We start from the raw sequence: 17,660 nt of genomic DNA, 5'->3' as shown, positions 1-17,660 counted from the left end.
GGACGCCTTACTTGCCTTGGGCGGCGGCGACGACCTTCTGTGCCGCTTCTTCCATGCTGTCGGCTGCGATGATCGGCAGACCCGACTCAGCCAGCATCTTCTTGCCGAGGTCTTCGTTGGTGCCCTTCATGCGGACGACCAGCGGTACTTTCAGCGAAACAGCCTTCGATGCAGCGATCACGCCTTCGGCGATCACGTCGCAACGCATAATGCCGCCGAAGATGTTCACCAGGATCGCCTTCAGACCCGGGTTCTTCAGCATGATCTTGAATGCTTCGGTGACCTTCTCCGTCGTCGCACCACCGCCGACGTCGAGGAAGTTGGCGGGTTCGCCGCCGAACAGCTTGATCGTGTCCATCGTCGCCATCGCGAGGCCGGCGCCGTTAACCAGGCAGCCGATATCGCCGTCGAGCGAGATGTAGGCGAGGTCGAACTTCGAGGCTTCGACTTCAGCCGGATCTTCTTCGTCCAGATCGCGGTATTCGACGATTTCCGGATGACGGAACAGTGCGTTCGAATCGAAGTTGAACTTCGCGTCGAGTGCGATGACCTTGCCGTCGCCCGTCAGGATCAGCGGGTTGATTTCGGCGAGCGATGCGTCCGTATCCCAGAATGCCTTGTACAGACCCTTGAAGATCTCACGCGATTGCGAGAGCGAGCCGGCCGGAATGCCGATCTTCGTTGCGAGGTCGTCTGCTTCGGCATCGGTCAGGCCAGCAGCCGGATCGACCGCAACCTTGTGCAGCGCTTCAGGCGTCTTGGCGGCCACTTCTTCGATGTCCATCCCGCCTTCGCTCGAGGCCATGAACACGACCTTTTGCGAAACGCGATCGATCACCAGACCGACATACAGTTCCTTCTTGATGTCAGCGCCTTCTTCGATCAGCAGGCGGTTGACCTTCTGGCCTTCCGGACCCGTCTGATGGGTCTTGAGCTGCATGCCGAGGATCTGTTGCGAGTATTCGCGGACCTGGTCGAGCGACTTCGCGACCTTCACGCCGCCGCCCTTGCCGCGACCGCCTGCGTGGATCTGGGCCTTGACGACCCAAACCGGACCGCCGAGTTCTTCAGCCGCCTTGACCGCGTCGTCGACGTTGAAAACCGGCTTGCCGCGCGGCACCGCGACTCCGAATTTCCGCAGGATTTCCTTACCCTGGTACTCGTGAATCTTCATGCGTGATCCCTATAAGGAGCTGGATGGATTGAACTTCTTGTTTCTGGAACCGGAAGTTGGAGACGCCGTGAACGCAGCAAAGGCACTCAACGGCAGGAAACGGGAAGAGATCTGACCGACAGAACGCCGGGAGGTGGGGCGGTTGAAACGGCGTAGGCCGGTCTGGCTCACATGACGCTCGTCGCAAAGGTCCATTTCACGCACAGACACTACGACCGGCTTCGTACAGGGACGAGGCGATCGGCAATGAAGGTCAGGTGGAAGGGACATGCGGATAAAGCGCTGCGTGATCTCTAAACCGCGCGAGTTTAACACAGCAACTTCTGCCCCCCGGGGCTAGACCCGGGTCGGCCATTACGGGTGAATCCGGAGGAAATGACTGAATGGTCACCTTGAACGGAACCACGACGGCGTGTTCCCGGGAACCGATGCAACGCCGGTCCGAGCCGGCGCACCGAGCGGCCATGTTCCTGGCGTCGGTCGGCAGGCGACGCGCGGCACGGACGCCGGGAAACTGACCGACGTCGAGACCCCATGCCTCAGTCCTCGGGGAACTCGCCCCCGGCCTCTTCGAGCCATTCGCCGCCCTTCAGCACGGCCGTGATTGCCGCACTCGAGAAGCCGCGGCTTGCGAGGAAGCGCGCTTGCTTTGCACGTTCCGCAGGCGTCGTCGGCAAATCCGAGAACTTCTTCGACCAGACCGCATAGGCGCGCGCGCGTTCCGAGTCGCGAAGCTGTCCGGCCATCTGATCGACCAGTTCGCTGTCGACGGCATTGCGCTTGAGTTCGCCGATGATCCGGCTTGCGCCGAACCGGCTGGAGCGACGATGAACCACGCTTTCGGCAAACCGCTGATCCGAGAGCCACCCCTCGCGCTCGAGCGCGTTGAGAACGTCTTCAATCGACTCGCCTTCTTCGACGAACGGCTTCAGCTTGCGCTCGAGTTCGGTGCGACTGTGTTCGCGACGGGAGAGAAAACCGATCGCCCGCATCTTGAGCGAGCGCTTGGGTCGTTCACGACCCGGCTTCTTCTCAAGATCGGTGGCGCGAGCGGATTCGGGAGGTTCAAACGGTCGGCCGGTCGCAAACGCGGACAACGGCGATGAAGCGGGAAACTGGGATGATCGCGTACCCGCCGACGGGCTTTCGTCCGCCGAGGCATCGTCGGAGTCGAACGCGTCGTCGACTCCATCCGATTGCCCCGGCCGGTGCCGGGAAGGGCGTGAAGGCCACATCGGCTTGATCCCTTCAGTACGCTACACGTCGCCGATCGATCGACGATCGATCAGGCTTCTTCTTCGACGTCGTCGTCTTCCGACACATGACCCGGCATGGCAGTCACGCCGAGCTGCGCACGGACCTTGTTTTCGATGTCGCGAGCGATGTCCGGATTTTCACGCAGGAACTCGCGTGCGTTGTCCTTGCCCTGACCGACGCGTTCGCCGTTGTAGCTATACCAGGCGCCCGACTTTTCGACGATCTTCGCCTGCACGCCGAGGTCGATAATTTCGCCCTGACGCGAAATGCCTTCGCCATAGAGGATGTCGAAAATCGCTTCGCGGAACGGCGGTGCGACCTTGTTCTTGACGACCTTGACGCGCGTTTCGTTACCGACGACCTCGTCGCCCTTCTTGATCGAGCCGATACGGCGAATGTCCAGACGCACCGACGAGTAGAACTTCAGCGCATTACCGCCCGTCGTCGTTTCCGGGTTGCCGAACATCACGCCGATCTTCATCCGGATCTGGTTGATGAAGATGACCATGCAGTTCGTCTTCTTGATCGTGCCCGTGAGCTTGCGCAGCGCCTGCGACATCAGGCGCGCTTGCAGACCCGGCAGCGAGTCGCCCATTTCGCCTTCGATTTCAGCCTTCGGCACGAGTGCCGCGACGGAGTCGATGACGATCAGGTCGATCGAACTCGAGCGCACGAGCGCGTCACAGATTTCGAGCGCCTGTTCGCCCGTGTCCGGCTGCGAGATCAGCAGGTCGGGGACTTTCACGCCGAGCTTGGCTGCGTAGGTGACGTCGAGTGCGTGTTCCGCGTCGATAAACGCGCACGTGCCGCCGATCTTCTGCATCTCGGCAATCACCTGGAGCGTCAGGGTTGTCTTACCCGACGATTCCGGACCGTAGATTTCCACAACGCGGCCGCGCGGCAGGCCGCCGACGCCGAGCGCGATGTCGAGACCCAGCGAGCCGGTCGACACAGTCTGGACTTCCTCAATCGCTTCGCCGTCGCCCAGACGCATGATCGAGCCCTTGCCGAACTGCTTCTCGATCTGGGCAAGCGCCGCTGCCAGTGCTTTACCCTTTTCGGCTGCGAGCCCGGCCGCGCCTTTCTTGCTTTCTTCCATGAATGGTCCTTTGCTATGATGAACGGCGCTTTTTTCGGGAAACGGCGTGCTGTCACGAGTCTCACAAGCGAGCCTCAAACAGGCGAGCGGCCGCGATTGGCGACACTGTATAAAAGAACAGTAGTTTTGACAAGCGCCTCTTGCGCATTTGTCGCCAACCGCCGTCAATTTGACCGTGTCCGCCCTTGCGAGCCGGATTCCCGCACCACCATTCCATGCGAATTCTGATCGCCGAAGATGACAGCATACTCGCCGACGGACTGACGAGATCCCTCCGCCAGTCGGGCTATGCCGTGGACCACGTCGACAACGGTGCGGACGCGGATAACGCGCTTTTGCTCCAGACATTCGACCTGCTGATCCTCGATCTCGGACTGCCGCGGCTCAGCGGACTCGAGGTGCTGCGGCGCCTGCGCGCGCGCAATTCGACGCTGCCCGTGCTGATCCTGACTGCAGCCGACAGTGTCGACGAGCGCGTCAAAGGCCTCGACCTCGGGGCCGACGACTATATGGCCAAGCCGTTCGCCCTGACCGAACTCGAAGCGCGCGTGCGCGCACTTACGCGCCGCGGTGCGGGCGGCGGCTCGACGGTCGTTCGGCACGGCGCGCTGTCATTCGACCAGGTCGCGCGCGTCGCGTATCTGAATGACCGCGTGATCGAGTTGTCCGCGCGCGAGCTGGGCTTGCTCGAAGTCCTGCTCCTGCGCCCCGGCCGGCTGGTATCGAAGGAGCAGCTCGTCGATCATCTGTGCGAGTGGGGCGAAGAAGTCAGCACGAACGCGATCGAGGTCTATGTCCACCGGCTGCGCAAGAAGCTCGAACCCGACGTGAGGGTCACGACCGTGCGCGGACTCGGTTATTGCATGGAGAAGCCTGGCGCCGGAACCGCTCAGGCAACTTCGACCGCGTCCGTCAACGCTTCCCTTGCGCCATCAACGGCCGCTACGACGGCGACGGTCGCGACTGGCTTGTCAGGTTCAGATGCCACGCCGTCGGCACATGACGCGGACGACGCAACCAAAGCGGCCAGCCAGTCCTCCGCCGCCCCTGCTTCGCGCACGCCGCGTTCGCCCGCCGGTTAAGGCCTCGCCGTGAGCGCGCCCTCCCGGTCCGAACCGTCATCCCGCATGCCGCTCGACGCGGCCGATGCCGACGCACTGCGTGACGTCCGCTATAAGGATCCGTTCTCCGATCCGATGCCCGCCGTCGACGAGCCGCGCGCGAAGTCGCTGTTTGGCGAGGTGCTCGACTGGATGCTCGCGCCGCTGCTGCTGCTCTGGCCAATGAGCCTCGCGGTCACCTATCTGGTTGCGAAGTCGATTGCCAATCAGCCGTTCGACCGGGCGCTCGAACAAGATGCCTATGTTCTTGCGCGGCAGATCGGCGCCCGAAATGGCACCGTGACCCTCGCACTGCCCAATGTCGTGGGCGACTTCCTGCGTACCGACAACGTCGACGCCGTGTTCTATCAGGTTCGCGGCGCGCACGACGAAATCATCAGCGGCGACGCGCGCATGCCGTTGCCGAGTGACGATGACAAGCCGGCCGCCGGCATCGTGTCGTTTCGCGACGAATCGCTGCGCGGCAACGATATCCGGATCGCCTACACCTATGTCGACGTCCCGGGCGCGGCGCAGCCCGCGCTCGTGCAGGTCGGCGAGACCCTCGACAAGCGCAACGGGCTGGCGAACGACATCATCAAGGGTGTGATCCTGCCGCAGTTCGTGATCCTGCCGCTCGCAATCGTGCTCGTCTGGTTCGGGCTGTCGCGCGGGCTCGCGCCCTTGCATGCGTTGCAATCCCAGATCCGCGAACGGCGTCCCGACGACTTGTCGCCGCTCGACGCACAGCAGGCCCCGCTCGAGATTGCGCCGCTCGTCACGTCGTTCAACGACCTCCTCACGCGGCTCGAACAGAACGTGGCGGCGCAGAAGCGCTTTATCGCCGATGCGGCCCACCAGATGAAGACGCCGCTCGCCGGCTTGCGAACGCAGGCGGAACTCGCGCTGCGCCAGGACGTGTCGGCCGAAGTGCATCGATGCCTCGAACACATCGCCGCGAGCTCGGAAAACGCGGCACGCATGGTCAGTCAGTTGCTTGCGCTTGCCCGCGCCGAAGCAGGTTTGCCCGCACGCGGCATGGATGCGATGGCGCTTGCGCCGCTCGTGCGCGACGTCGTTCGCGACTGGTTCCCGGCCGCCAGCGAACGACATATCGATCTCGGTCTCGAGGCCCCCGACGAAGGCGTCGAAGTCATCGGCAACGCCGTCATGCTTCGCGAGCTGCTGACCAATCTGATCGATAACGCGATCCGGTACACCCCAGCGGGCGGCAGCGTCACCGTCCGGCTGCGTGAGGAGCGCGAGAGCGCGCCCGGCGAATCGCATGCGGCGCAGGAACCGCGTCGTGATGTTGTTCGCCGCGCCATCATCGAAGTCGAAGACACCGGCCTCGGCATTCCCGAATCCGAGCGAGCGCGCGTGGTCGAGCGTTTCTATCGGATCCTCGGTCGCGAAGCCGAAGGCAGCGGACTGGGACTCGCTATCGTGTCGGAAATCGCTGCGATGCATCAGGGCACGGTGGAAATCGCCGACCCGCCCTCGCGACCCGATGCGCTTCATCCGGGCGTCCTCGTCAGGGTTTTCCTGCCGCTTTTCGAATACCGGACTTACCCTTATCCGTCAGCATTCTGACGTGGAATTTGAATTGGCATGAATGTGAAATATCGTCATTTTGGCCGATGTTTTAAAAAGTAAACCGGTTTTAAATCCTCATACGCCGTTGTTTAGCGAATCGACGCAATCAGATTCTTGCGATATGTAATGTCAGTCGGCGGTAAGTTTGCGGTGCCACTCTCCAACCGTGCCCATGGGATCAACGGGCCGACATTAAGACTAGAAAATTGGAGACAAGGCTTATGGCTACCGTTAGCGGACACGTATCGTCGTCACGCATGACCGCGGCCGAGCGCAAGGTGATTCTTGCGTCGTCGCTGGGCACCGTGTTCGAGTGGTACGACTTTTATCTCGCGGGCTCGCTCGCTGCCTTTATCAGCAAGGCGTTCTTCTCAGGCGTCAATCCGACCGCCGCATTCATTTTCACGTTGTTGAGCTTTGCCGCCGGTTTCGCGGTGCGCCCGTTCGGCGCCATCGTGTTCGGGCGACTCGGCGATCTCGTCGGGCGCAAGTACACCTTCCTCGTCACGATCCTGATCATGGGTATCTCGACCTTCGTGGTCGGCCTGTTGCCGGGTTATGCGTCGATGGGCATTGCCGCGCCGGTGATCTTTATCGGCATGCGTCTGCTGCAGGGCCTCGCCCTGGGCGGCGAGTACGGCGGTGCAGCCACGTATGTGGCTGAACATGCTCCGTCGAACAAGCGCGGTGCGTACACGTCGTGGATTCAGACGACGGCAACGCTCGGCCTGTTCCTGTCGCTGCTCGTGATCGTCGGCATCCGCGCGATGCTCAGCGAAGAATCGTTCGCGTCGTGGGGCTGGCGTGTGCCGTTCCTCGTGTCGATCATCCTGCTGGCCGTATCGGTGTGGATTCGTCTGCAACTCAACGAATCGCCCGTGTTCCAGCGCATGAAGGCCGAGGGCAAGGGTTCGAAGGCACCGCTGACCGAAGCGTTCGGCGAATGGCGCAACCTCAAGGTCGTGATCCTCGCGCTGCTTGGCCTCACGGCCGGTCAGGCCGTGGTCTGGTACACGGGTCAGTTCTACGCGCTGTTCTTCCTGACGCAGACGCTGAAGGTTGACGGTACGACCGCCAACCTGCTGATCGCCGCCGGCCTGCTGATCGGTACGCCGTTCTTCGTCTTCTTCGGTTCGCTGTCGGACCGCATCGGCCGCAAGCCGATCATCATGGCCGGCATGCTGATCGCCGCCGTCACGTTCTTCCCGCTGTTCAAGACGCTGACGCACGCCCTGAACCCGGCACTCGAGTCGGCCACGGCCAACGCGCCGATCGTCGTGACGGCCGATCCGAAGGAATGCTCGTTCCAGTTCAACCCTGTGGGTACGTCGAAGTTCACGACGTCGTGCGATATCGCGAAGGCTGCGCTGTCGAAGGCTGGCTTGAACTACTCGAACGTCGAAGCGCCGCAAGGCACCATGGCGACGATCAAGGTCGGCGAGCAGGTGGTGAACTCAGTCAACGGCAAGGATCCGGATGCGAAGGCACAGACCGCTGCGTTCGAGAAGAACCTGTCGGGTACGCTGAAGGCGGCAGGCTATCCGGCCAAGGCTGACCCGGCGCAGATGAACAAGACGCTGGCAGTGGTCGTGCTGGCAATCCTGGTGATCTTCGTGACGATGGTCTACGGCCCGATCGCTGCGATGCTCGTCGAGATGTTCCCGACGCGGATCCGCTACACGTCGATGTCGCTGCCGTATCACATCGGCAATGGCTGGTTCGGTGGCTTCCTGCCCGCGACCGCATTCGCGATCGTGGCGGCGAACGGAAATATCTACTCGGGCCTCTGGTATCCGGTGATCATCGCCGTCGCCTCGTTCGTGATCGGGATGGTGTTCGTTCGCGAGACGAAGGATCGGGATATTTACGCGGAGGATTGAGGTCGCGGGAATGAAACGGCTCGCGGGCTCGTTTATCTGAACGGGGCGGGTGTGTAGTGGGTCAGATGGTTGCGGCCGGCGGATCACGATGATCAGCCGGCCGCGGCACTCTGAACCGCAGCGTGGGCGCGCAGGTGTGCCCCTAGCCTTGTCTGGTAAGGCTTCATAAGAAAGTTTGTGACCGGGGGTTGACAGACCCCGGCCGCCTCTAGATAATCTCGCTTCTTTGGCGAATTAGCTCAGCCGGTTAGAGCGACGGAATCATAATCCGCAGGTCCGGGGTTCGAATCCCTGATTCGCCACCAGCTTCAAAAGAAAGCCGCTGATCCGCAAGGGTCAGCGGCTTTTCTCTTTGCCGGTCATATTCGTCCCGCGACGGCGAACGTCAAAAACAGAAATCCCCCGCTTGAGACACCTGCACGTGGCAGGGCACAGAGGCGAGGGACATGATGGAGCGATAGTACGGGATTTCTCATCCCGAAAATGCGTCGATCCTAAGCCGCCGCTCAATGCCCCTTATAGATCCCACCGGGGCCATTCTTGTCGGTTGGCGATAACGGCGTCGGCGTTGCACCTCCCTCTCCCCCAAACCGCGCGAGGATGCTATCGAACACCGCACGCGCGTCGCTGCCGGCAATCTGCGCATTCGGGCGCGCGTCGGTTGGTGCGCAGGCGGCTCCTGATGATCCGCTCGAAGCTTGCGCAATCACATCCGCAAGATGCTCATCCGGCGAACTCGCCGTCGACGTCGCCGCGGGTTTCAATCGATTCGCGAATGCGTGCAGCGCGCACTGCATATCGTTGACCGGTTTTGCGATCAGGTCCTTGATATCTGCGAAGCCAACATTCGGCGTCGTCACAGTAAGGCTCGCCGGTCCGCGATTCGGATCGAGTGCGGCATTGAGCACTGGTGAGAGATCGGGTGCTATCGCGTCTCTGGCCGTCAAACTGTTACCGACACCAAAGCAATTGCGTACGGTCTTGATCACGGAGGTGTGATCGAACGGCGCCTGCCCCGCAGGCGCGCGCAGGATCATCGGCGACGTGAACGGCGAAATCACGACCGCCGGTACTCTGACTCCGTAGCGATCGAAAGCGAAGACCTGACCCGGCGCCGGAATCGACGGCGGAACCGCGGCCGGCGGCGGTACGTGGTCATAGCACCCACCATGCTCGTCGAACGTAATGATCAACATCGTCGATGACCATTGCGGCGATGACCTCACTGCGTTGTACACCTGCGCCACGAGCGCATCGCCGAATCCGACGTTGTGCGGCGGATGCATATCGTTCGGCAACTCGGTCAACGTCGGGTAATACATCGGCTCGATAAACGAATACCCGGGCAATGTCCCGCTCTTTGCATCGGCGACAAACCGATCGAATAACTGGAAGTTATCGAGTCGCCCCCACAGTCGCGATAGCAAAGCCGACTGTGGAAAGTCGTGAAAATAGATCTTCCACGGCACGAGTCCGTCGAGTTCATTGAAGATCGTGTTCATCGGAAACGGGGCGTGCTCGACTTCGTTGTTCTCGAAGCCACCCGCGGTCGCGCAATGTACGAAAAACCGGTTCGGCCAGGTCTGGCAAGGCGCCGATGCAAACCACCGGTCACACAGCGCAAATTCATTGGCGAGTGTCGTCAGCGCCGGCAGATCGTCGGGCAGAAACCCGTGCATGATGTTCAGCGGATTGCCGCCATGCGACGCGTAATTGTTCGCGAAGCCTTCCATCGACGGCGGCTCCGTCGATAAACCGCCGTTGAACAGTTGTGCAGAGATATCGGTGAACAGCTCACCCGGATCCGGGTCGGGAATCGTCTTGGCAGAAGGATCGGCGTCCTTCGACCATGTCGCGACAGGTGCACCGCCTGTCCTCGGATTGGTCCGGGGTGACGCCGGGTTTAATCCGTCTATGGGCCCGGCCTGTGGCTGCATATAGCCGAACAGGTTGTCAAACGAACGGTTCTCGAGCATCAGAACCACGATCTGGCGAATGTCGCTAAGACTGGCCACCGGCGTCTCCTCGAAGTGAAGTCTTGCCCCTGACTTGCCGACTGCGAACGATTGACCCTGCCCAAAGCCCTACGCGGCGCAGCCTATCACGCATTACGCGAAATGCCGCGCCGGAAACCGAACTGTCATATATGCGCCGCACACTGCGTCGCTAATGCGAATCACCGCGTCGAACACCCCGCGACGAAAACGAGAATCGGAGCGATTCTCTTCTAAAGCCAAAAAGCGGGGTAAGGCACAGTTCCTGCGCAAATCGACGCATAATCGCATCACTTAGCCGTTAATTAGAAGGCCAAAACCACGCCGTGATCACTGAGACCACTCTCCCTCACGCCGGACACTCGACGCAGTCGTCGTCCGGCACAGCCGAAGCGAATGCGGCTTTACGTCATGCCGCGTCCGTCGCTTCGGTGATCGTGGCGCTCGCGCTGGTCGGCGTAAAGCTCTGGGCCTGGCTCGCAACCGGGTCGATTGCATTGCTCTCGTCGGCCGCGGATGCGCTTGTTGATGTCGTTGCATCGGTCGTGACATTTACGGGCGTCAAATACGCGGCGCAGCCGGCCGATCGCGAACACCGGTATGGTCACGGCAAGGGCGAGGCAGTGGCGGCCCTCGTGCAGGCGATTCTGCTCGCGGGCGCGGCGGTCGCACTCGGCGCCGAGTCGATTGCGCGCCTCATCACGCCGGCTCCGCTCGACAAGCTCGGGCTCGGCATCTACATCGTGATCGGCAGCACCTGCGCGGCGGTGGTCCTGGTCGCGATGCAGACGTATGTCGTCAAGCGCACGAACTCGACGGCCATCGCGGCCGACCGCGCGCACTACATGACCGACATCGCGGTCAACGTCGCGGTGCTCATCGCGCTCGCGCTCGATCACTATTTCGGATGGGTACGCGCCGACTCGATCGGTGCCTTGCTGATCTCGTGCTACATGCTGTGGAACGCGCGAGGAATGGCCGACACGTCGCTATCGCAACTGCTCGACAGCGAACTCACCGATGTGGAGCGCGAGAAGATTCGTGCAACGGTAATCGCATGCGACAAGGTTCAAGGCATGCACGATCTGCGCACCCGCTATGCGGGCGATCGAGTCTTTGTGGACTTTCACGTTGAAGTCGACGGCGCACTGTCGGTGACGGAAGGCCATGCGATCTGCGATGTCGTGGAGGATGCCGTCGCCACGCTCTTCCCCGCCGCAGACGTCACGGCCCACCTGGAACCGACCGGCCTCGACGACGAACGCCTCGACGAACAGGTGGCGTCGAACGGCCGGTCAACGAAGCGCGCCTGATCAAAAGCCTTCGAGCACGATCTTGCCCTTGGACTTGTGACTCTCGATCAGTGCATGCGCGCGCTTCAGATTCTCGGCATTGATCTTCCCGAAGTTCTCGCTCACGGTCGTGCGGATCTTCCCGGCATCGATCAGTGACGCCACACGATCCAGCAGCTCGTGTTGTTTGATCATGTCCGGTGTGCCGAACATCGACCGTGTGTACATAAACTCCCAATGCAGCGACGCGGACTTGCGCTTGAGCATGCGCACGTCGATGGCTTCGGGATCGTCGATCAATGCAATCTTGCCTTGCGGCGCAATCGACTCGACGATCTGCGGCCAATGCGAATCGGTCTGGTTGAGCGAGACGATGTAGTCGACATTGTCGATACCGATGCGCTTCAGTTCTTCCGACAAGGGCTTCGAGTGATCGATCACGTGATGTGCACCGAGATCTTCGAGCCATGACCGGGTCTCGGGGCGCGATGCCGTCCCGATGATCGTCAGCCCGGTCAATTGACGTGCGAGCTGCACGAGAATCGAACCCACGCCGCCGGCTGCGCCGATCACCATCAGTGTCTTGCCCTTGCTGCCCTCGCCCTCGCTGATCGCGAGGCGGTCAAACAACATTTCGTAGGCGGTGATCGTCGTGAGCGGCAGCGAAGCGGCATTCACGAAATCCGTGCTCTTGGGCATGTGACCGACGATGCGTTCGTCGACGACATGGAGTTCGCTGTTGGCACCCGGCCGGATCAAAGACCCCGCATACCAGACGCGATCGCCGATCTTGAACAAGCTCGCTTTCGAACCCACGGCCTTCACCACGCCCGCAACATCCCAGCCCAACACCTTGGCTTCGCCTTCGGGGGGTGCCATGTTCTTGCGGACTTTTGTATCGACAGGGTTCACGGAGACGGCATGCACTTCGACGAGCAAGTCGTGTTCGCCGGGTGTCGGATCGGGCAACTCGAGATCGATCAGGGATTCGGCGTCGGTAATCGGCAACGCCTTGCGGTAAGCGATGGCTTTCATGGTGTCCTCACGCTGCAGGATGTTTGTCGGATCGGATGGACGGGCCTTTCAGGCGAACGCTGGCAGGTGTCAGCGGATCGGAAAGGCCTGTCGTTGGGATAGATGATGCGGCGCGGCGACGGGTCGAAGAACCACCGGACGGCAAATTCATCTTCAAAGAATTCTTCAAAATCGGGGGCGATTTTCATCAATACGAGGGATTGTCGGCGTATTGACGCGGCCGGTTTGCCCCCGACGCCTAGCATTCCGGAACCGCGCCGGCTTGCGCGATCGGCGCAAGAACATGCACGCCTCGCTGCGATTCGGACATCTTCCGAGCCGCTGTAGGACTTTGGGCGAGTTTGGCGCGCAAATTCCGAATTGTCGGACGTACGACGCGGATTTCAAGAACTGTTGGACGCTTGTCAGATCGCGGATCATCGAACCTTCCCAAGCACCGGTTCTGGCTGGGTCCCGCGCACCGCTCATGGGCCCGCCAGCGTGAAGGACATGGACGAAAACTTCTTGCTCGACCCGCGATCGAACGCGGCGATCTTTCTGCATCTGCGAGTCGTGATCGCGATCGTCGTCGGACTCAGTATCACGCGGCTGTTATCGGGCATCGCGTCCCTGATCCAGCATCCGCGCACGGCTCGCGTGTACCCCACGCATCTGGGCTGGGTGATGACGATGCTGCTGATGGTCGTGCACTTCTGGTGGTGGGAATTCAAACTCACTGAAGTCGCGCATTGGACGTTTCAGCTTTACTGCTTTGTGATCCTGTATGCCGTGCTGTTTTTCCTGCTGTGCGCACTGCTGTTCCCCGACTCGACGGCGGAATACAGCGGCTACGAAAGCTATTTCTTTTCACGGCGCACGTGGTTTTTCGGCATTCTCGCGCTGACGTTCTGCGCCGATGTGGTGGACACGCTCATCAAGGGACCTGTGCATTTTCACGCACTCGGCCTCGAATATCCGGTGCGAAGCGGGATTCTCGTCGTGCTGTGTCTGGTCGCCATGCACGTGCGAAACCGGATATTTCACTTCGTGTTTGTCGTCGGGACGTTTGCGTACCAGCTGTCGTGGGTCATCCGGGACCTCGATCCGATCGGATGCCCTTGACGATGTCGGCTACAGACTCGCCGCTTCGACGAGCTTTGCCGTTGTCTCGCGCTCAATCAGCTCGACCGGCATGATCTGGTTCGGAACGGTCTCGCCCCGCAACAGGCGTGTCATGGCGTCGGCCGCAACGCGTCCGATGTCGTAGATCGGCTGGCGCACCGTAGTGAGCGGCGGCGTCGAATACAGCGACGCCGGCAGATCGTCAAAGCCGACCAGCGAGATATCGTCCGGCACGCGAATGTGCCGCCGGTACATGGCGAGCCGTGCACCGTATGCAGTCTGATCGTTCGCTGCAAATACGGCGCTGAACGTTGCGCCAGAATCGAGCAATCGATCCATCGCAACGAGGCCGCCTGACTCTTCGAAATTGCCGCGTTCGATCAGTGTCTCGTCGAATGCGAGCCCCGCGTCTTCGAGCGCCTGTCGATAGCCGATCATGCGCTGCTCGGAATCGGGCTGGAGCGCGTGACCTGCGATGTGGGCGATTCTCCGATGACCGAGTTCGATCAGACGGGTGGTCACGTCGTAGGCACCTTGCCGATTGTCGACGCCCAGGCACACCAGCCGCGGCATCGGTTCGAGCGGTCGTCCCAACATGACCACGGGCACGCGGTCGGCATAGGCACGCAGGTAGTCGGGATCGACGAGACCGTGCAGGACGATCACGCCGTCGACACATCGTGTGAGCAGATGCTCGAGCTGTCGTTGCTCGTCGGCTGCGTTCCAATGACCGCTGACAAATAGCGGTGAGAGACCGGTCGCGGCCAGTTCGTCCTCGATGCCGCGCAGCCATTCGCCGTAGAACGGGCTCGAGATGTCTTGCGTCAGGACGCCGACCGTGTGTGTGCGACCGCTGGCCAGACTACGTGCGAGCACGTTCGGGCGGTAGTTATATCGCTGGACCGCCTCCTCGACGGCTCGCTGCTTGTCGGCAGAAACGCGTGCCGTGCCATTGAGGATCCGCGAAACAGTACTGGAAGAGACCCCTGCCGCGCGCGCGATTTTCGCGAGCGTGACGGTCTCGGGTGGACCTGATGGCTTTTTCATGAACGCTGATGGTATCGGGACCAGAACGGGCTTCCAGTCGGGGAATTCCCTCTAGCCAGAATAGGTCGCCTCACGCTGGTAAGATGGGCGCCGTTTGACACGAGAAGGTCATCGTCGATCAGGGCGCGCGCCATTCGTCGTAGAGTGAATGCGTCCACGCGCCAGACGACGCCCGATGATCCGCGCCGACCGCTTGCCGGCGCAACGTGCCAGAACCGCGTCCGCGAGTCGGCCGCCCCGGTGCCGGGGTGCCCTGTGGGAACACCCGCTGCGCCCGAAAGTTCGAGGTTTCATTGCTGTCCTATCTGATTCCGTGGGAGCCGTCCCCACCTCTCGTCCTGCTGTTTCTCGCGGGCATCGCGCTCTATGTGCGCGGCACGCTGCGTCAGCGTGTGTCGATCGGCCGGCAATTGTCCTTTTGGTTCGGCACGACCGTTCTCTATCTATCGCTGCATACGCGCCTGGATTACTACGCCGAGCACGAGTTCTTTATTCACCGGATCCAGCATCTGATCCTGCATCACTTCGCGCCCCTTATTTTGATGGCGGGCTTTCCCGGCCCGGTCATGTGGAAGGGACTGCCGCTGCCGTGGCGCATGCGCCTTCGTGCCCTGGCCCGTCGGCCCGGCATGCGTGCGCTGAGCGCGATCGCGCTCAACCCGGGCGTCGTGACATTCGTGTTTGTGCTGTCGGTGCTGATCTGGCTGGTCCCGTCGATTCAGTTCGTTTCGATGCTCGACTGGCGCCTTTACCACTTCATGAACTGGTCGGTGACGATCACCGGCCTCGTCTACTGGTGGATGCTGCTCGATCATCGGCCGGCACCGCCGGCGCGGATGAAGGCCGGGATGCGGGTGTTGTCGCCGGTGATCACGATGTCGCCGCAGATTCTGGCCGGCGCGTACATCACGTTCTCCCAGCACGACCTCTACCCTGTGTTCGACCTGTGCGGACGCGCCTTCGGTGGCATCACCCAATCGATGGACCAATCCATCGGCGGGCTCGTGATGTGGGTACCGGCCGCGCTGCTCGAGGCGGTCGGCGGACTGATCGCTTTGCGCAACTGGATGCAGCTGTCCGAGCGCAAACGCCTGCCCCAGCGGCCCCGCAGGACAGCGGCGCGTCGCCCGGGCGGTGCACCGTCAGCCAGCTCGGCGCGCCCGGCAAACGCCTCCGCCGGATCGTCCTCCCCCGACACAACGACTTCGCCGGCCGGGCGTTAGTCGACGCTCCAAAGCGACCGTCGCGCCCGAGACGCCCTGCCTCGGGGGCTGCCGCAGCCATTCGACCGCGCGCTTTCTCAGCGCCATCCGGCACGCCGGCGGTCGAATTCTCACGAATGCATCGATCCTTAGCGCGCACGGCATTCTTGAGTTGGGGTAAACCCTGATTATGTTTCAAGCCTGCAACGCCTGACGCGCCGCACGATCGTTCGACGCCAAAGACCGCGGACGGCGCGGCTTTCGACCCGATCCCACCCGTTAACATCATCAGGTTCATGGCGGCGGGTCGCCGATGCGTCGGCGACGTTACGACGGGCGGGACACATGTCACGTTTCGTGGACGTAACGTTTTTGCCCGCAGCGACGAGATTCCCCCCGGATTCGGCAAGCAGAAAACAATTTACTACTCACAATACTTATAAATGTATTTTTTATTTCCGATTTAAACGCCATTTTGGAAATAAATGCAAATCAGGCCCGAACCTTGCTTTTTAGTTCATACACAGCGCGATTCAACGGGGAGCGTGCCATGTATGACTACATTCCAGATTATTTGCTTCGAGAACAAAACGCGGTCGGCGCCTTGTTTGCGTTCCTGGCCTTGCGTTTCGCCATGCTGGGCTTCGGACTGAGCCACGCATTTCGCCGCTCGACGATCAATTCGTTCTATCTTGGCCTCGTCGGCTTGTTCATCCTTCCGCAGCTGGCCGATGTCTTTGCCGACGGCACCCTCGCTCGCATGGCCTGGCCCGTGCTCGAAGGCAAGCTGATCGGCTGCACGCTCGCGTACTTTGGTGCTTCAGCGCTTTACCGCAATCTCGGATATCAGAAATGAACGAATACCTGGCAAGCCGCGCGTCCCAGCTGGTCCTTCCGACGCGGCACCCGGTCTGCGCACGCGCTGCTCGAGCAGCGCGTGCGTGTCACACCCAAAATAAGAATGCAGGGCCGGCAATACCTACGGGGAAGACAATGACAACACGCTACGAAATCGGCGACGTGGTCCGCCTGAAATCGGGCGGCCAACCCATGACGGTGAATCAGGTGGGTCCGGTTGCCTTTGCGCCAGGCGTCTGGCTGATCTGCCAATGGTTCGATCAGAAGGGCGAGCTGCGCCAGGAAATGTTCCACGAAGATATGGTGCTACGCCTGGAGGAGCCGGTGGCCGCCTAGGCTGACGGCTTCTTGGGCGGCGGGCGCTGCACACAGAAAACAGCCGAATTGGAATACGGCCGGGATACCCCGGCCGTTTTTCTTTGGCGCACGGCCACGTTCGATTCGACCGGCGTCGGCCAATGCCGGTCGGCACCCGAACGCAAACCCGGTCATCATGCATTCCGCAGGCATGTTTGGTGCCTGCCAGACGCAAACCGCGAGACGCGCCGGGAGAATCGGTTCGCAAATTTGAGACACTTTCCCCTCGCCGCGCGGCGCGTTCAAGCGCGAATTTGGGGTCGGGCAATGCCCTTTTGGCTGGCTTTTTGATGGTCACGCAAGGGGGCGAGCCCCGTGGGAACGGCGCTGCATCAACATCGCCGAAGAGTCAACCGATCGGCGTTTACCCTCCCGCTCACGCGGGAATCGTTGCATAATCTCGGGCTGACGCCGGGTTCTCAGCCTCTAAGATGAATAGCTTAAGGGCCGATGCTAGAATGCGGCGCTGCGTCAACTGCCGGACCGAACGCCTGCGCGAAGGCAACGAAGTCCGCCGCGCGGTTGATGCGCCCAACGCTTCTCCAGACCTTCGCCTGCGGGCGGCGCACGGACAACGCGACGGGGTTGAACAGGGTAAGAAGAAGGGCCGTCCAGGTATCGCGACCGGGGCTGGCAACCAATAGGTCCCCCCGTAATTCATGGAGTAA

Annotated in this window: 14 protein-coding genes and 1 tRNA gene; 9 read left to right on the top strand and 6 right to left on the bottom strand. The window is 61.4% G+C overall.

What is annotated here, in order from left to right:
* Positions 1-7: 7 nt before the first annotated feature.
* The 3 genes from sucC to recA form a co-directional block, all read right to left on the bottom strand.
* Entirely contained in the window at positions 8-1,174 is a 1,167-nt protein-coding gene (gene sucC, locus ACMFWR_RS04225) for an ADP-forming succinate--CoA ligase subunit beta (RefSeq protein ID WP_413193771.1), read from the bottom strand.
* 539 nt (positions 1,175-1,713) lie between these two features.
* Positions 1,714-2,409: a recombination regulator RecX gene (gene recX, locus ACMFWR_RS04220; protein WP_413193770.1), complete on the bottom strand. Its 696-nt coding sequence runs from the start codon at positions 2,407-2,409 to the stop codon at positions 1,714-1,716.
* A gap of 50 nt (positions 2,410-2,459) precedes the next feature.
* Positions 2,460-3,530, bottom strand: coding sequence for a recombinase RecA (gene recA / locus ACMFWR_RS04215; RefSeq protein WP_413193769.1), 1,071 nt, complete (start codon positions 3,528-3,530; stop codon positions 2,460-2,462).
* A gap of 215 nt (positions 3,531-3,745) precedes the next feature.
* Between recA and ACMFWR_RS04210 the strand changes: the two genes are divergently transcribed.
* From ACMFWR_RS04210 to ACMFWR_RS04195, 4 genes are all read left to right on the top strand, one after another.
* The gene (locus ACMFWR_RS04210) at positions 3,746-4,612 is read left to right on the top strand and encodes a response regulator transcription factor (protein WP_413193768.1); all 867 of its coding nucleotides are present in this window, start codon (positions 3,746-3,748) and stop codon (positions 4,610-4,612) included.
* Between the two features lie 45 nt (positions 4,613-4,657).
* Entirely contained in the window at positions 4,658-6,223 is a 1,566-nt protein-coding gene (locus ACMFWR_RS04205; protein ID WP_413194776.1) for a sensor histidine kinase N-terminal domain-containing protein, read from the top strand.
* A 224-nt stretch (positions 6,224-6,447) separates the two neighbouring features.
* Positions 6,448-8,106 carry an MFS transporter gene (locus tag ACMFWR_RS04200; RefSeq protein ID WP_413193767.1) on the top strand — a complete coding sequence of 553 codons (1,659 nt, stop codon included), beginning with the start codon at positions 6,448-6,450 and terminating at the stop codon, positions 8,104-8,106.
* A gap of 228 nt (positions 8,107-8,334) precedes the next feature.
* Positions 8,335-8,411: transfer RNA gene (locus tag ACMFWR_RS04195), tRNA-Met, on the top strand.
* Positions 8,412-8,612: 201 nt separating this feature from the next.
* Here ACMFWR_RS04195 and ACMFWR_RS04190 read toward each other — a convergent pair.
* On the bottom strand, positions 8,613-10,121 hold the full coding sequence (locus tag ACMFWR_RS04190; protein WP_413193766.1) for an alkaline phosphatase family protein: 1,509 nt from the start codon (positions 10,119-10,121) through the stop codon (positions 8,613-8,615).
* Positions 10,122-10,426: 305 nt separating this feature from the next.
* Here ACMFWR_RS04190 and ACMFWR_RS04185 point away from each other — a divergent pair, with 305 nt between their 5' ends.
* Complete coding sequence (locus ACMFWR_RS04185; RefSeq protein WP_413193765.1) at positions 10,427-11,413, top strand: cation diffusion facilitator family transporter; 987 nt, start codon at positions 10,427-10,429, stop codon at positions 11,411-11,413.
* On the opposite strand, the gene ACMFWR_RS04180 is transcribed toward ACMFWR_RS04185, so the two are convergent.
* A complete protein-coding gene (locus tag ACMFWR_RS04180; protein WP_413193764.1) occupies positions 11,414-12,427 on the bottom strand; it encodes a zinc-binding alcohol dehydrogenase family protein in 1,014 nt (337 codons plus the stop codon).
* 489 nt (positions 12,428-12,916) lie between these two features.
* Between ACMFWR_RS04180 and ACMFWR_RS04175 the strand changes: the two genes are divergently transcribed.
* Positions 12,917-13,528, top strand: coding sequence for a hypothetical protein (locus tag ACMFWR_RS04175; RefSeq protein WP_413193763.1), 612 nt, complete (start codon positions 12,917-12,919; stop codon positions 13,526-13,528).
* Between the two features lie 9 nt (positions 13,529-13,537).
* On the opposite strand, the gene ACMFWR_RS04170 is transcribed toward ACMFWR_RS04175, so the two are convergent.
* Positions 13,538-14,575, bottom strand: coding sequence for a LacI family DNA-binding transcriptional regulator (locus ACMFWR_RS04170; RefSeq protein ID WP_413193762.1), 1,038 nt, complete (start codon positions 14,573-14,575; stop codon positions 13,538-13,540).
* Positions 14,576-14,868: 293 nt separating this feature from the next.
* Here ACMFWR_RS04170 and ACMFWR_RS04165 point away from each other — a divergent pair, with 293 nt between their 5' ends.
* From ACMFWR_RS04165 to ACMFWR_RS04155, 3 genes are all read left to right on the top strand, one after another.
* Positions 14,869-15,798, top strand: a complete 930-nt coding sequence (locus ACMFWR_RS04165; protein ID WP_413193761.1) for a cytochrome c oxidase assembly protein — start codon at positions 14,869-14,871, stop codon at positions 15,796-15,798.
* A gap of 529 nt (positions 15,799-16,327) precedes the next feature.
* On the top strand, positions 16,328-16,633 hold the full coding sequence (locus tag ACMFWR_RS04160; RefSeq protein ID WP_413193760.1) for a hypothetical protein: 306 nt from the start codon (positions 16,328-16,330) through the stop codon (positions 16,631-16,633).
* A 137-nt stretch (positions 16,634-16,770) separates the two neighbouring features.
* Positions 16,771-16,971, top strand: coding sequence for a YodC family protein (locus ACMFWR_RS04155; RefSeq protein ID WP_413193759.1), 201 nt, complete (start codon positions 16,771-16,773; stop codon positions 16,969-16,971).
* The last annotated feature ends 689 nt before the right edge of the window (positions 16,972-17,660 follow it).

This window comes from Pararobbsia alpina, from assembly GCF_965118125.1.
GTDB lineage: Bacteria > Pseudomonadota > Gammaproteobacteria > Burkholderiales > Burkholderiaceae > Pararobbsia > Pararobbsia alpina_A.
The sequence above is the reverse complement of the archived record's forward strand: the minus strand, read 5'-3'. Positions and strand labels throughout refer to the sequence as shown.